12 protein-coding genes are annotated in these 15,585 nt (G+C 62.4%); 4 read left to right on the top strand and 8 right to left on the bottom strand.

Going from position 1 to position 15,585, the window contains the following annotated elements; translation table 11 throughout:
• Nucleotides 1–34: 34 nt before the first annotated feature.
• The 4 genes from C5J26_RS05080 to C5J26_RS05095 all read right to left on the bottom strand — a co-directional run bounded on the left by C5J26_RS05080 (nt 35) and on the right by C5J26_RS05095 (nt 4,896).
• Nucleotides 35–1,696: a thiamine pyrophosphate-binding protein gene (locus C5J26_RS05080; protein ID WP_105400756.1), complete on the bottom strand. Its 1,662-nt coding sequence runs from the start codon at nt 1,694–1,696 to the stop codon at nt 35–37.
• Entirely contained in the window at nt 1,693–2,895 is a 1,203-nt protein-coding gene (locus C5J26_RS05085) for a CaiB/BaiF CoA-transferase family protein (RefSeq protein WP_105400757.1), read from the bottom strand. The genes C5J26_RS05080 and C5J26_RS05085 overlap by 4 nt, the downstream gene beginning before the upstream one ends.
• 1 nt (nt 2,896) lies before the next feature.
• Nucleotides 2,897–3,859, bottom strand: a complete 963-nt coding sequence (locus C5J26_RS05090) for a DMT family transporter (RefSeq protein WP_105400758.1) — start codon at nt 3,857–3,859, stop codon at nt 2,897–2,899.
• 98 nt (nt 3,860–3,957) lie between these two features.
• Entirely contained in the window at nt 3,958–4,896 is a 939-nt protein-coding gene (locus C5J26_RS05095; protein WP_105400759.1) for an alpha/beta fold hydrolase, read from the bottom strand.
• A 91-nt stretch (nt 4,897–4,987) separates the two neighbouring features.
• Here C5J26_RS05095 and ettA point away from each other — a divergent pair, with 91 nt between their 5' ends.
• From ettA to metF, 4 genes are all read left to right on the top strand, one after another.
• Nucleotides 4,988–6,637, top strand: a complete 1,650-nt coding sequence (ettA, locus tag C5J26_RS05100; protein ID WP_105400760.1) for an energy-dependent translational throttle protein EttA — start codon at nt 4,988–4,990, stop codon at nt 6,635–6,637.
• Nucleotides 6,638–6,859: 222 nt separating this feature from the next.
• Nucleotides 6,860–9,157 (top strand): methyl-accepting chemotaxis protein, encoded by a 2,298-nt coding sequence (locus tag C5J26_RS05105; protein WP_105400966.1) that lies wholly within the window; start codon nt 6,860–6,862, stop codon nt 9,155–9,157.
• 151 nt (nt 9,158–9,308) lie between these two features.
• Entirely contained in the window at nt 9,309–10,307 is a 999-nt protein-coding gene (locus C5J26_RS05110; protein WP_046667564.1) for a metalloregulator ArsR/SmtB family transcription factor, read from the top strand.
• Between the two features lie 13 nt (nt 10,308–10,320).
• Nucleotides 10,321–11,208, top strand: a complete 888-nt coding sequence (metF, locus tag C5J26_RS05115; protein ID WP_105400761.1) for a methylenetetrahydrofolate reductase [NAD(P)H] — start codon at nt 10,321–10,323, stop codon at nt 11,206–11,208.
• 417 nt (nt 11,209–11,625) lie between these two features.
• On the opposite strand, the gene C5J26_RS05120 is transcribed toward metF, so the two are convergent.
• The 4 genes from C5J26_RS05120 to C5J26_RS05135 all read right to left on the bottom strand — a co-directional run bounded on the left by C5J26_RS05120 (nt 11,626) and on the right by C5J26_RS05135 (nt 15,574).
• A complete protein-coding gene (locus C5J26_RS05120) occupies nt 11,626–12,555 on the bottom strand; it encodes a DMT family transporter (RefSeq protein WP_105400762.1) in 930 nt (309 codons plus the stop codon).
• 86 nt (nt 12,556–12,641) lie between these two features.
• Nucleotides 12,642–13,844: a lytic murein transglycosylase gene (locus tag C5J26_RS05125; RefSeq protein WP_105400763.1), complete on the bottom strand. Its 1,203-nt coding sequence runs from the start codon at nt 13,842–13,844 to the stop codon at nt 12,642–12,644.
• A gap of 142 nt (nt 13,845–13,986) precedes the next feature.
• The gene (locus C5J26_RS05130) at nt 13,987–14,772 is read right to left on the bottom strand and encodes a GH25 family lysozyme (protein WP_105400967.1); all 786 of its coding nucleotides are present in this window, start codon (nt 14,770–14,772) and stop codon (nt 13,987–13,989) included.
• A gap of 145 nt (nt 14,773–14,917) precedes the next feature.
• Nucleotides 14,918–15,574: a class I SAM-dependent methyltransferase gene (locus C5J26_RS05135; RefSeq protein WP_245441077.1), complete on the bottom strand. Its 657-nt coding sequence runs from the start codon at nt 15,572–15,574 to the stop codon at nt 14,918–14,920.
• Nucleotides 15,575–15,585 lie beyond the last annotated feature (11 nt).

Here is a 15,585-nt window from a genome sequence, read left to right on the forward strand (position 1 = left end):
CGGCCTATCGTTCTGATAGGCCGGCTTTTCCCGTTCAGGCCTTTTCGCGGATCTGGGTCAGCGTCCTTGCTGGCGTGATCGCTTCCGGATCGAGCCTGACCTCGATGATCGAGGGTTTGCCGCTGGCGCGCGCCCGTTCATAGGCAGGGCCGAACTCTTCCGTCTTCTCGACCAGCTCCCCGTGTCCGCCGAAGGCCTTGGCATAGGCGACGAAATCCGGGTTGACGAGGTCGGTAGCGCTGACGCGGCCCGGATACTCCCGCTCCTGGTGCATGCGGATCGTGCCGTAGATGCCGTTGTTGACGAGCACCGTGATGATCGGCAGTCCATAGCGGACGGCGGTGATGAATTCCTGGCCATGCATCATGAAACAGCCGTCGCCGGCAAAGCAGACGACTTCGCGTTCGGGAAACAGCTGTTTTGCGGCAACCGCGGCGGGGAGGCCGTAGCCCATCGAGCCGGAGGTCGGGGCGGACTGGGTGTTGTATTTGCGGAAGCGGTGGAAACGGTGCAGCCAGGTGGCGTAATTGCCGGCGCCGTTGGTGAAGATCGCGTCGTCGGGCACGTTCTCCTCGATCCACTGCATGATCGGCCCCATCCTGACCGGGCCGGGGCCGGCCTCCGGTGGCGTCGACCACTTGAGGTAGGAGTCGTGCAGCGCCGATTTCCGTTCGGTCCAGAGCGGGGCGGCCGGCGGATCGAGGTCCTTCAGGGCGGCGACGAATTCCGAAGGGGCGGCGCAGATCGGAAGGTCGGGCCGGTACATGCGCCCGAGTTCTTCCGGATCCGGGAAGACGTGGACGAGCTTCTGCTTCGGGTAGGGGATGTCGATCAGCGTGTAGCTGGAGGAGGGCATTTCCGACATGCGGCTGCCGATCAGCACCAGCAGGTCGGCCTCCTTGACCGCCTTGGCGAGCGCCGGATTGATGCCGATGCCGACATCGCCCGCATAGGACGGGTGCAGGTGATCGAACAGCATCTGGCGACGGAAGGAGCAGCCTACGGGCACCTTGAAGCGGCTGGCGAAATCCTGGAAATCGGCAACCGCCTGCTCGCTCCAGCGGGTGCCACCGAGGATGAACATCGGACGCTCGGCGTTCTTGAGCATGGTTTCGAATGCGGCGATCTGGTTTTTGCCGGGATGGCTTTCGACCGGCATGTAGGCACGGGCTTCGGGCGCCTCGACCTCTTCGACCAGCATGTCTTCCGGCAGCGTCAGCACGACCGGACCGGGGCGGCCGGAGGTGGCGACGGCAAACGCGCGGGTGACGAATTCCGGAATGCGGCGGGCGTCGTCGATCTCGCCGACCCATTTGGCGAATTCCGTAAAGGCGCGGCGGTATTCGACTTCCTGGAAGGCCTCGCGTTCCTTCATGTCGCGGCCGATCTGGCCGACGAAGAGGATCATCGGAATGGAATCCTGCCTGGCGATGTGAAGGCCGGCCGACGCGTTGGTGGCGCCGGGGCCGCGGGTCACCATGCAGATGCCGGGTTCGCCGCTGAGGCGCCCCCAGCTGTCGGCCATCATCGCGGCACCGCCTTCCTGGCGGCAGACGAGGATCTCGATCCCGCTTTCATACAGCGCGTCGAGCACGGCGAGATAGCTTTCTCCGGGTACGCAGGAGATGCGCTTGACGCCGTTCGCCTTCAGCGCCTCGACGATGAGCTGCCCTCCGGTCTTCATGACGGTGTTCATTTTTCTCTCCCCTCTTTTTCGATTTGATCGAGTTGCGCCAGCACGTCTGCGGTATGTTCGCCGAGCGCCGGGCTCGGCCGGTGATAGGCAAGCGGCGTTTCCGACAGCACGATCGGGCTACGCACGCCCGGGATGACGGTGCCGTCTGCCGCTTCCAGATCGATTCGGAGCCCGCGCTCCTTGACCTGCGGATCGTTGAACATTTCGGCGATCGAATTGATCGGCCCGGCCGGCACGGCATTGTCACCGCAGGCGGCGAGCAGCTCGGCCTTCTTCCATTTCGACGTCTGCGCGAGGATCAGCCGGCGCACTTCGACGCGGTTGGCGACGCGCGCCTTGTTGGTGGCGAAACGCTCGTCGTCGGCCATCCCGTCGATGCCGAGGATGCGGCAGAGGCGGCGGAACTGGCCGTCATTGCCGACGGCGAGGATCAGGTGGCCGTCTTCGGTGGCCAGGACCTCGTAGGGGCTGATATTCGGATGAGCATTGCCGAGCCGCACCGGTGCCTCGCCGGAAACCAGGTAGTTCATGTTCTGGTTGGCGAGGATGCCGGCCTGGACGTCGAGCAGCGCCATGTCGACATGCTGGCCTTCGCCGGTCTTCATCGCATGGATCAGCGCGCCCTGGATGGCGGTCACCGCATAGATGCCGGTGAAGATGTCGGCGATCGCGACGCCCGCCTTCATCGGCTGGCCGTCCGGCTCGCCGGTGATCGACATGAAGCCCGACATGCCCTGGACGATGTAATCGTAGCCGGCGAGATTGGCGTAGGGGCCGTTCTGGCCGAAGCCGGTGATCGAGCAATAGATCAGCTTCGGATTGATCTTTTTCAGGCTCTCGTAGTCGAGCCCGTATTTGACGAGGCCGCCGAGCTTGAAATTCTCGATCAGCACGTCGGCGGTTGCGGCTAGCCGGCGGACGATGTCCTGGCCTTCCTCGGTCTTGAGGTCCACGGCGATCGAGCGTTTGCCGCGGTTGGTGGAGTGGTAATAGGCGGCCGACAGGTTCTCGCCGTCCTTGCTCTTGACGAAGGGAGGACCCCAGGCGCGGGTATCGTCGCCGCCATCGGGATTTTCCACCTTGATGACGTCGGCGCCCATGTCCGCCAGCATCTGGCCGGCCCAGGGACCGGCAAGCACACGGGCGAGTTCGATGACGCGGATGCCGGTAAGCGGCGGTTTTTTAGGGGTCTGGGTCATGTCACGGGGTCACGGTTGATTTGGCGGCGCTGGTTACCGGCTTCATGGAGGCGACACGGCGTTCCCGCCAGATGATGTAGAGGCCGGAGCCGATGATGACCGAAATGCCGAGCCATTTGACCGGATCGGGGAAGTCGCCGAAGACCAGCCAGCCGAACAGGGTCGCCGAAACGATCTCGAAATATTGCAGCGGCGCGATCACTGATGCGGGCGCGGCCCGATAGGCGTAGACGGCCAGGATGCCCGACAGGGCTGCGAAGGCGCCGACGCCCGCGAGCCACAGCAGGGTCGTCCAGTCCAGCATGGAGGGCGTCAGGAAGGCGATGCCGGTCCGGTCGCCGACAAAGAGCAATATGGCCGAGATCGGAATTCCCCAGAGCGCCATCTGGAACTGCATCGACCAGGGATCTTCGCGATGCGCCAGCGCCCGGGTCAGGATCGCGAAGATCGCCACGCAGAAGGCGGTGACGATCGGCAGCAGCGCCACGAAACCGATCTCCTGGAAGCTCGGGCGGATGACGATCATGGCGCCGACGAAGCCGGCCGCGCAGGCGGTATAACGCCGCCAGCCGATGGTCTCCTTGAGGAAGATGCTGGAAAGCACCGTCAGGATGATCGGCTCGACGAAGAAGATGGCGATCGCATCGGCCACTTCCATGACTGCCAGCGTCGCCACGAAGCAGACCATGGAGACAGTGATGAGGGTCGCGCGGATCGCATGGAAGACGCTTAGCTGCCAGGAGAACGTCCGCCAGTATCCATTCCAGAGCACGATCGGCAGCATGCAGAGCGCCTGGAAAACGAAGCGGGCGGCAGTGATGAAGGTGGGCGATGCGGTATCGGTGGCAAGTTTGGAAAAGATGTCGATAAAGGGCGCGATCAGCATCGCGACGATCATCAGGCCGAGGCCGTTGACGATCCGGTTCGGGGCTGATGCGACAAGGCTTGCGGGCGACGAATTCATGGATTTCCTATAGCCGGGACCGGTTCCGGAAGCACTTGATTAAATGTCATGAACTCATTCCGTTTGATATGAAGGGCCGTTTTATATGGACTGTCGATTCAGATCGCCGGCGCCGGGACGGGCAGGGCGGCGCGGGCCCAGGCGGCGAATTCGGCCGTGGCGCGAGCCCGCACAGTATCGTTCAGCGTTTCGTGGCGGGTGCCCGGCCAGATCTTGGTGGTGACGTCGGAAAAGCCGTTGCGCTTCAAATGCTCGGACAGCCACAGGATTTCGCGGCCGCCATTGGTCGCCGGGTCCTCGGCGCCGCCGATCAGGTGGATAGGCAGGGTTTTCGCCAGCCGATCAACGAGTTTCGGCGCGCGAAAAGTGAGCTCGAAAAGATCGAGCCACAGCGAGACGCTGGCATCGAAACCGCACAAGGGATCGGCGATATAGGCGTCGACGACATCCCGGTCATGGCTCAGCCAGTCGAATTCCGTACGGTGGCCGGGAATAGACTTGCCCCAGGCTCCGAAGGTGAGTTTCGGCAGAAGCCCGCTTGGCACGTCGGAGCCTTTCAGGGCTTTTTCGATGCGCAGGATCACCTGCGCGGCGCGGCCAGCCGGGCCGGGGTGGAAATTGGAATTCCAGACCGCGACGGCATCAAAGCTGTCGGGATGGTCTACGGCGGCATTGAGCGCGATCAGGCCGCCCATGGAATGGCCGAAGAGCAGGGCCGGCAGGCCGGGATGGGCATCCGCCGCCACGTCGCGCATGGTTTTAACGTCCGCGAGCACCAGGCCGACGCCGTCGTGCCGGGCAAAGCGGCCGATCGGTGCGTCCGGAACCGTCGTTTCGCCGTGACCGCGATGATCGAAGGCATAGACGTGGAAGCCGTGGCCGGCCATGGCCTCGGCGAAAGCCCTGTAGCGCCTGGAATGCTCCGCAAGCCCGTGAGAGATCAGCAGGATGGCGAGGCCCGGCTCCGCCGCCGGTTGGTAATGATAGGCAAGGTTTGCGCCCGTCGGGCTCTTAAACCGCCTCGTTTCGTCGAACATCCTCGCTCCCTCGACCGTTCGCGCATTGCTCCCGGCCACCAATTCGCCTACATAGCGGCAAACCGAAATTCCCCCCGGAGCACTTTTATCCATGGCACGTCAGTTCATCTATCACATGTCGGGACTCAACAAGTCCTACGGCGCCAAGAAAATCCTTGAGAACGTCAATCTGTCTTTCTACCCGGATGCCAAGATCGGTATCCTCGGCCCGAACGGTGCCGGTAAGTCGACCGTGCTGCGCATCATTGCCGGTCAGGACAAGGAATATACCGGCGAAGCCTGGCTCGCAGAAGGCGCGACCGTCGGCTATCTCGAACAGGAACCGCATCTCGATGAGTCCAAGACGGTTTTCGAGAACGTCATGGAAGGCGTCGCCAAGAAAACGGCCGTCCTCGACCGTTACAACGAACTGATGATGAACTATTCCGACGAGACCGCCGACGAGGGCGCCAAGCTCCAGGACGTCATCGACAGCCAGAACCTATGGGATCTGGAAAGCCAGGTCGAGATGGCCATGGAAGCGCTGCGCTGCCCGCCGCGCGATTCGGAAGTCACCAGCCTGTCGGGCGGTGAACGCCGCCGCGTGGCTCTCTGCCGTCTCCTGCTGTCGCAGCCGGACCTGCTGCTGCTCGACGAACCGACCAACCATCTGGACGCCGAAACCATCGCCTGGCTCGAAAAGCACCTGCGCGACTATCCGGGCGCCGTGATGATGATCACCCACGATCGCTACTTCCTCGACAACGTCACCGGCTGGATTCTCGAGCTCGACCGCGGCCGCGGCATCCCGTACGAAGGCAATTACTCGGCCTACCTGCTCGCAAAAGCCAAGCGCATGCAGCAGGAAAACCGGGAAGAGGCCGGCCGCCAGAAGGCAATCAGCCGCGAACAGGAATGGATCGCTTCCAGCCCGAAGGCCCGTCAGGCCAAATCCAAGGCGCGTATCAAGTCCTACGAACAGCTGGTGGAGGCCGCCGACAAGCAGCGTCCCGGCGATGCGCAGATCATCATCCCGGTCAGCGAGCGTCTCGGCCAGGTGGTCATCGAGATGGAAGGCATCACCAAGGGCTTTGAAGGCCGCACGCTGATCAACGACCTGTCGATCAAGCTGCCGCCGGGCGGCATCGTCGGCATCATCGGTCCGAACGGCGCCGGCAAGACGACGCTGTTCCGGATGATCACCGGCCAGGAAACACCGGATGCCGGTTCGATCCGGGTCGGCGAGACCGTCCACCTCGGTTACGTCGACCAGAGCCGTGATGCGCTGGACGGCAACAAGACCGTCTGGGAAGAAATCTCGGGCGGCGCCGAAATCATCAAGCTCGGCAAGTTCGACATGAACTCCCGTGCCTATTGCGGCGCCTTCAACTTCAAGGGCGGCGATCAGCAGCAGAAGGTCGGCAACCTCTCGGGTGGTCAGCGCAACCGCGTTCACCTTGCCAAGATGCTGAAGGCCGGCGGCAACGTTCTCCTCCTCGACGAACCGACCAACGACCTCGACACGGAAACGCTGGGGGCGCTCGAAAGCGCGCTGGAGAACTTTGCCGGCTGCGCCATCATCATCAGCCACGATCGCATGTTCCTCGACCGTCTGGCGACGCATATCCTTGCCTTCGAAGGCGACGGCCACGTGGAATGGTTCGAAGGCAATTTCGAGGACTATGAGCAGGACAAGGTCCGCCGACTCGGCCCCGACGCCCTCAACCCGGGCAGTCAGGCTCACAAGCGTCTGACGCGTTAATCTTTTTTAGCTTCACCTAATTCAAAACCCCGGCTCTTCCGGGGTTTTCGTTTTATGCAAGATTAATAAAGGCTAAAATTCGAACCCCCAAAATTATGGGTATTTTTGACGTAGCCCGATAAAGACAATTGCAAAGATTGCCAGCGCATTTTCGCCCAGGGAGACCATGTCCGCGTGGGTCTTGACGCTGTCATGATGACGGCCCGCTTCAAAGGGTTTTTCATGCTGCGTTTGATCGAACGTCTGCCTTTCCGTACATCGTTGACGCTTCTTGCTTCCGTTCCGCTCTTGGCCGTGATTGGGCTCGGCGCGTTCGTCACGTTGAATAGCTACGGCGCTTATCAAAAGCTCTCCGGCGCGGCGGCCCTTGAACGTCTGGCTGGGGCGAGTGGACGGCTGATGCTTGCCTTGCCGGTTGAAAGTGCAGCTTCGCCCGATCAGCGCAGCCAGATGCGCCAGAAGACCGATGAGGCCTACAAGGCGATCGTTTCAGGCTACAACGAAGTGGTCAGTGCCGGCTATGCGGACACGCTCTTGACCGACATCAAACGCACTCTCGACGAACGATACGCCAAGATTTCGGAGTTCCGCGGCAAGGTGGACGCTGGACCCATCGAGGCGATGGTGCCGCTTCTCTATCTGCAGCCGCTTTCCGCATCTTCCATCCAGCTGACCGCGCGAACCGGCAATATCATGGAGGATCGCGATCTCCAGCAGGGAGTAACCGGCTACGGCGCCCTGCTGCAGTATAATGAAGGTTTTCTCGTCCTTAACCGGATCGGTATGCAATATACCAAGAACGGTACGCTTTCACTTGAAGAGTTTGCTCGCTTTGGTGCCGCAACGACCCAGATCCGAATCTACGGTCAGCTCGTGCGCGAGTTCGTAAATCCTGCGATTGTTGGCCAGCTGGACACTTTCATGCAGTCGGCCCCAGGTCGATTGGTTCAGCAAAGGATCGAGGAAATGGCGAAGAATACGGCCTTCACGCCTGCTCCTGCCGATCTGGATAACTGGACCCGAGCAATGGCATCGCGTCGCGACTTCGTCGGCCAATTGTTGGTTGAAACCGCGGCAAGCGTCCACGCACAAGCCACTTCCAAGCTTGGCAATTCCTACAATTCATTGTTGACGTCGCTGACGCTGCTTGGCGCGTTTGTCATCGCCGCCATTGCCCTGTCAGTCGGGATCGCTCGCCAGCTATCCAAATCAATTCGTCGGGTCGGCGACCGTATGGCAAGCCTTGCCTCCGGCAATACCGAGGAGGCGATCCCCTACGCCGATCGCAAGGATGAAATCGGCGCGATGGCCCGTTCGGTCGGGGTTTTCCGCGAAGCCGCTATCCGCAATCTTGAGTTGGAAACCGAGGCGGAAGCCACCCGTCGTCGCTCGGAAGCCGAGCGCATCGAAATGCAGCGCCAGAGCGAGGCGGATACCGAGGCGAAGTTGACCCAGGCTACCGGTGCGCTCGCCGCCAACCTTCGCCGTCTTGCCGCCGGCGACATGCTTTGCGAAGTGAACGAAGCTTTGGCGCCGCAGTTCGAAGGCCTGCGCCACGACTTCAATACCTCGGTCCGCCAGCTGCGCGACGCGCTGCTGAGCGTCGGCAATTCGGTTTCCACCGTCACCAGCGGTTCGAGGGAAATCTCCGACGCGTCCGACAACCTGTCCAAGCGCACCGAGCAGCAGGCTGCTTCGCTGGAAGAAACGGCGGCAGCACTCGAAGAGATCACCGCCAACGTCGTTTCGACCTCCAAGCGCACCGGCGAGGCCCGCGACGTCGTCCGCGACGCGCGGACCCGCGCGGACCATTCGGGCCAGGTCGTCCGCAACGCGGTTGCTGCCATGGAGCGGATCGAGAAGTCGTCCAGCCAGATCTCCAACATCATCGGCGTGATCGACGAGATCGCTTTCCAGACCAACCTGCTGGCGCTGAACGCCGGCGTGGAAGCGGCGCGGGCCGGTGAAGCCGGCAAGGGCTTTGCGGTCGTCGCCCAGGAAGTCCGCGAACTCGCCCAGCGCTCGGCAAACGCCGCCAAGGAAATTAAGTCGCTGATCTCCAACTCGGCGGTTGCCGTCAGCGAAGGCGTCAAGCTCGTCAGCGAGACGGGCGAGGGGCTCAGCGTCATCGAGCAACTGGTCCAGACCGTCAACGGTCACATGGATGCGATCGCAATCGCGGCACAGGAACAGTCGGTCGGCCTTGCGCAGGTCAACACCGCCGTCAACCACATGGACCAGTCGACTCAGCAGAATGCCGCGATGGTCGAAGAGATGAACGCCGCCGGCGCCGGCCTTGCCCAGGAGAGCGGCAAGCTCAGCGATCTCCTCTCGCACTTCCAGCTCGGCAGCAGCGCCTCGGGCCAGCTTCGCGAGACGGCGAGCCGCATGCGCGCGCCGGCGGCTCCGGCCTCGCGCCCGGTTGCCGCTGCACCGAGCCGTCCGATGCCGGCGCGCGCTCCGGTTTCCCGCGGAAATACCGCCCTTGCGCACTCCGCCGACGAGTGGGAAGAATTCTGATCTTCCCGGCACAAACAGAACTTGAGAGGGCGGCTTCGGCCGCCTTCTGCGTTTCAGGCGACCTCGTCGGATCCATCAGTTGCCGCTTGCATAGAACGGCAAAACGATATAAACATATCTTTATATCTTGATTGCGTAAGGATGCGGCTGAATGGGATTGGCGCTCGACACCCTGGTGGACGTACTGAAAACAGCCGGCGAGCCGACGCGCTTCCGCCTGCTTGCGCTTCTCGCTGCCGGGGATCTCACCGTCACCGATCTTACCGAAATCCTGGGCCAATCGCAGCCGCGCATTTCGCGGCATCTGAAGCTGCTTGCCGAAGAGGCGCTGATCGACCGCTATCAGGAAGGCGCCTGGGCCTATTTCCGGCTGAAGCAGGAAGGCAAGGCGGCAACGCTGGTGAGAACGCTGCTCGCCGCCTCCTCGGAGGAGGATCCGGTCCTGCTCAGGGACAGCGAGCGGCTGACGACGGTCAAGCGTCTGCGTGCCGAACGTGCGCAAGCCTATTTCACGCGCAACGCATCCGAATGGGACGAGCTTCGCCGCCTGCATATCAGCGACGCGGCAGTCGAATCGGCGCTGCTCAAGCTGATCGGCCCGGCGCCCGTCGACGCGCTTCTCGATCTCGGCACCGGCACCGGCTGGATCCTCCAGCTTCTGTCCAACATCTACCGTCGCGCCGTTGGCATCGACGCGAGCCGCGACATGCTCTCGGTCGCCCGCTCCAATCTCGACAAGGCCGGTATCGTCAAGGCATCCGTCCGGCATGGCGACATTCTCAACCTGCCGCTCGAAGGCCAGGATTTCGACCTGATCACCGTTCACCAGGTGCTGCACTTCCTCGACCAGCCGGAACTGGCGATTGCCGAGGCAGCCCGCGTGCTGCGTCCGGGCGGCCGCCTGCTGATCGTCGATCTCGCACCGCATACGCTCGAATACCTGCGCAATGACCACGCCCATGTGCGTCTCGGCTTCTCCCATCAGGTGATGGCTGAGTGGCTCGAGAAGGTCGGCCTCGAAGTCGAGCAGGCGATCGATCTTGGCTCCGGCAAGGAAGGCGGGCTCACGGCCACTGTCTGGCTCGCCCGCGACCGCCGCCTGCTGATCGCCGCCCATCATGCATCCGCCCAATCGCAAACCGTCCTTTAAGGGAGCTGAACCAATGACCGCCGATAGCGAAACTTTCAGCGTTTCCTTCGAATTCTTTCCGCCGAAGTCGGAAGAGATGGAGGGCCAGCTCTGGGATACGGTCGATGAACTGGCGCTCTGGGATCCGAGGTTCGTTTCGGTCACCTATGGTGCGGGCGGTTCGACCAAGGCGCCGACGATCAACACGGTGCGCCACCTGGTTGGCGAGACCTCGCTTGCGACCGCCGCACATCTGACCTGCGTCGATGCCACGCGCGAAGAAACCCATTCCGTCGTCGGCGAGTACCGCGCCGCCGGTATCCGCCACATCGTCGCCCTGCGTGGCGATCCGGCGAGCGGTGTCGGCACCGACTATCGCCCACATCCGCAGGGTTATGCCAATGCCGCGGAGCTGGTGCGCGGCCTGACGGAACTCGGTGGCTTCGACATTTCCGTCTCCGCCTATCCCGAAAAACATCCGGAAAGCGCCGATCTTGGCGCAGACATCGAAATGCTCAAGCGCAAGGCGGATGCCGGCGCCGCCCGGGCACTGACCCAGTTCTTCTTCGACAACGACGTTTTTGAACGTTACCTCGAAAAGGTCCGCGCCGCCGGCATCGCAATCCCGATCGTGCCGGGCATCATGCCGATCCAGAACCTGACCCAGCTCAAGCGTTTCGCCGGACGCTGCGGTTCCTCGGTTCCGTCTTTCCTGGATGCCCGTTTCGAAGGGCTGGACGACAAGCCCGAGGATCGCGCCAGCGTGGCTGCCGACATCGCCGCCGAACAGATCGAAGATCTGATCCGCCGCGGCCTTGGCGACTTCCACATCTACACGATGAACCGGGCACCGCTCGTCTCCGCCGTCCTTCAGCGGCTTGGCCGCCGGCAGATCCGCACGCCGCGGATCGCCGCTGCCTGAGCGCAATGAAAAAAACGCATGCTCCTACGAAAGGAGCATGCGTTTTCACCGGAAGTGCTGATTATCAAACGGTCTTGGATGCGATATCTTGAACTGGTAGTGGAACTGGTGGCGCTCAAATGAAGAGCATGGATGCCACAAACACAAACGCTGCACTGACTACCAAGACATTGAGAGAGTATGTACGTCCCATGTCTGCCTCCTTGCGTTGACGGGCAGACTTTATGTCGGTTTTGTGCCGGTTGGGAAGCGTATTTCTATGCTGCAGCGCCGTCCGCCTGTTCACCTTATCCCTGCACGGATCTCGTAAGCCACTGATTTTTATCGGTAAAGCATCCGTTAATCTTAATTTCCGCAGAGTTAAAAAGCCGTGTACGGCTGTTAACTTCTGACATATTCCGTGATGGTTTCGATCCGTTACGACGCGCCGGACGGCGAATTGCTGCGCTTGCGAAGGAGCCTTCCGTCGAGCAGGACCAGGCCGAAACCGATCAGCAGCATGCCGATGAGGTCGGTTGCCTCCAGTCTTTCGCCGAGGAAAAGCGCGCCGAGGAGGATCGCGCTCGGAGGCACGACGAGTGTGACCAGAGAGGCATTCGTCGCGCCGGCCATCCCAAGGATACGGAAATAGAGGAGATAGGCGAAGGCGGTCGACAGGAGCGCCAAGGCGAGGATTGCAAGGACGGCATGCGTCGACGGGGCGGGCAGCGCCCAGGGCTGGTCGGCGAGCAGCGACACGGGCAGCATCATCAGGCTGGAGGCCGTGAGTTGTCCGGTGGCGCTGACCGGCGCTGGCAGGCCGCGGAAACGTTTGCCATAGGTGCCGGCCACTCCGTAGGAGATCGCCGCAAGAATCGGCAGGATCAGCGCCCAGAGCGGCGCGGACGCCGCCGCCGTGACGCCCGGACCGATCAGCACGGCTGTCCCGGCAAGACCCGCAAGGCAGCCGGCGATTTTTGCCGGTGTCAGTTTTTCGTCGGCGGTCCAGCGATTGGCGATCAGCACCGTCCAGATCGGCGTGGTCGCGTTGAGGATCGAAGCGAGGCCGGCGCCGATCTCGGTCTGGCCGAAGAAGATCAGCGTATGGGGAAGGGCGTTGTTGATGAAGCCCATGACCAGGAAGGACCGCCAGTGGATTCTAAGCGTCGCATAGAGCCCGAACCGGCCGTGCAGATAGATGTGCAGCGCCGCTGCTGCCAGGAACAGGCGCAAGAAGACGAGGGTGAAGGGCGGCACTTCCACGACTGCGACGCGCGCGAAGAAGAAGGATCCGCCCCAGATCGCCCCGAGCAGCAGGATCAGGGCCCAGGCGGTGGCGCTGGGCTTCGGAATGGCGGCGCTTGTCATGCAAAATCCCCCTCACGGTCAAGGTCAGGGGATATCCCTTTGTTCCGCGAACCGCCACCCGATTTCGGTCGGACGGCGGCTGTATTTCAGAGCGCGGAGAGCAGGGTCTGGGTCGGCCAGCCGTCGGCCGGCTGACCGAGGCGCGCCTGTTCCTTCTGGACGGCCTGGCGCGTGCCCGACCCGAGGATGCCGTCGACCTTGCCGATATTGTGGCCGAGCGCTTCCAGCTTGGTCTGCAGCGCCTTCATGCCGGTGTCGTCCAGGCCCTGGTCCGGCGTGCCCTTCAGATAGGTCGGAGCACCCGAAAGCCGGGTCGCGAAATAGGCGGCCGAGGTCGTGTAGATGAACGACTGGTTCCATTCCAGATAGATGCTGAAGTTTGGATAGGTTAGGAAAGCCGGTCCCTTGCGGCCCTGCGGAAGGATGAGGGCTGCGGGCAGGTTGCCGAAGTTGGTCACGCCGTCGCGCGGCGTGACGCCCAGCTTGAACCATTCGCTGGCCGGGACCTCGTTGCCGAGGCCGGACCTGTCCCAGGGGAGGTTCTCCGGCAGCGTCACTTCCTGGATCCACGGCTGGCCAGGCTTGAAGCCCATGCTCTGGATGAATTTTGCGGCCGTGAGGATAGCGTCGGGGGAACTGGCCTTGACGTTGATATGGCCGTCGCCGTCACCATCGACGCCGTGGGCGATAATATCCTCGGGGAGCATCTGCACCTGGCCGATTTCGCCGGCCCATGCGCCCGTGTTGGTGGACGGATTGAGGTCGCCGTGCTGGACCATCTCGATCAGGGCGATCAACTGCGGGCGGAAAAGCTGCGGGCGACGGCAGTCGTGCGCGAGCGTCACCAGTGCGTTGCGGGTGTTGAAATCGCCCTGCACGGCGCCGAAATCGGTCTCCATTCCCCAGAAGGCGGTGATGACGCCGGGCGCCACGCCGAATTCCTTCTCCGCGCGGGCGAAGACCTCCCCATACTGCTTGATTTTCTGGCGGCCGATGTCGAGGCGTGCCTGGCTGACGGTGCGCTGCGAAAATTCGAGGAAGGTCTGGCGGAAGACGCCCTGAGCCCGGTCGCGGGACAAGACTTTCTGGTCGATCTGGGCGCCGGCGAGCGCTTCGTCTACCGCGCTTGCCGAGGCGCCCTTGGAAATGGCTTCCGCCTTGACGCCGTCGAGGAAAGCGCCGAGATCGCCGCCGCAGGCGATAGCCGGGGCCTGGGCGAGGGCGGTGGAGGCAAGGCAACTGGTGATGACGGAGGCAAGGGCGAGGCGGCGGGCAAAGCGAGCGGACATTCGGCGTTCCTAGAATCTGAGTAAGCGCCGTCCGATCTCGGAAAATTTTGTGACCGAAACGTGGACGGCAGCCGTGTTGGCGCAGTTTTTATCGCAACTGCTCACACATTGCCAGACACCTGTTTCGTCGGGTGCACGGGGTTTACTTTGAGACTGCCGCAACCCAGTTGTGCCAGTTCTTGGAGGTGCCGGCAAAGACATTGATATCCATCTCGCCCTTGATGCCCGGCACGACGCCCGTCGAGGTATACTGCCAGAAAGCCCAGCGGCGATCCGGGTAGATCCTGGTCGGATGCTGCGCCACGGCGCGGAGCCAGAAGTGGTAGTTGCTGAAGGCGCCGACCAGATTGTCCCGGTGGAAGTCCACCGACGTATAGATGATCGGCCGCTTGCCGTAATGGGCCTCGACGCGGTCCATGAAGCGCTGCATGGAGGCGCGCACGGTCTCGGGATCGGGGCGGGTCTTGCAGGTCGGCGAGGAATGGTTCCATTCCATGTCGAGGACCGGCGGCAGCTTCACCGCGTCCTTCGGGACATTGTTGATGAACCAGTCGGCCTGTTCGTCGGCTGTCGAGCAGAAATAATAGAAGTGGTAGGGGGCATAGGGAATGCCGGCAGATGCGGCGCCCCGCCAGTTCAGTTCGAAGGTCGGGTCGATGCGATCCTTGCCTTCCGTCGCCTTGATGAAGACGAAGGCGATGCCGGATTTTTTCACGGCGGGCCAGTCGATATCGGTGCCGTTCCACTTGGAGACGTCGATGCCGTGGACCTCGTGGAGCCCAGGGTGGGTTTTGCCGAAATCCTGCGGGTCACTGTCCTTGAACCGCATCTTCTTGACCGATGACGTTTCCATCAGGTCATAGCTTGAGGATGTGCATCCCGTGGCAAGGAGCGCGGTGGCAAAGAGGGCCAGAAGGAGCCGAGGCATGAACATCCCGTGTGGTGTCGACGTGGAAGCCTCTTGCCCCGTTCGACGCAACACAGGGAGGCATGAACTCCATATTCACCATAACGTCGTAAAAAATCGGTTAGGGCAAGAGGATTTCATGCCGGAGATGCGGGAGCCCACCGCTTCAGCCGCGGCGGCGGATGACAGCGTGCCAGGCATAACCCCGACCGATCTCCTCGAAGATCATGTCCGCATCGGCCGCAGTTAGCTTGCTTTCCAGCACTTCGTGCAGGTCTGGCCGCGGCGTGACGTGGAAACGCATGAGCCAGGCCTTCAGGAACCGCCCGAACCAGCTTGGCAGCCGTTCCTGCTGGCCGAAATCGACGATGTGGAGGGAGCCATGCGGCGCCAAGGCCGCAAGCGCGGCATCGATCGCCTTTTCCCAGTCGGGAATCATCGACAAGGCGTAGGAAATCAGGATGCGATCGAAGCCGGTCGCACCGAACTCTTCCGCCGTGAAATTGGTGGCGTCGGCGACGCGAAATTCCGGGACGATCGGCTTGCCGCGGAAATTGGCCCGGGCGCTTTCCAGCATCTCGGCGGAGATATCGAGGCCGTAGAGCCTGGCCGCCGGATATTGCCGGTGGGCGAGGGCGAGGTTCCGGCCCGTGCCGCAGCCGACTTCGAGCAGCGAGGCATTCGGCGGGACATTCAGTCCTGCAATCGCCCGGTCGCGGCCGAAAAGGTAATATTTGCGGGTGATGTCGTAGATATGGCGCTGATACCGGTACATGCGGTCCATGCGCTCGGCGTGGCCAGTCGGCAGGGAGTTACGCGCCATATCCGTCGCCA

Origin of the sequence: Neorhizobium sp. T7_12, from assembly GCF_002968535.1 — a bacterium.
GTDB lineage: Bacteria > Pseudomonadota > Alphaproteobacteria > Rhizobiales > Rhizobiaceae > Neorhizobium > Neorhizobium tomejilense.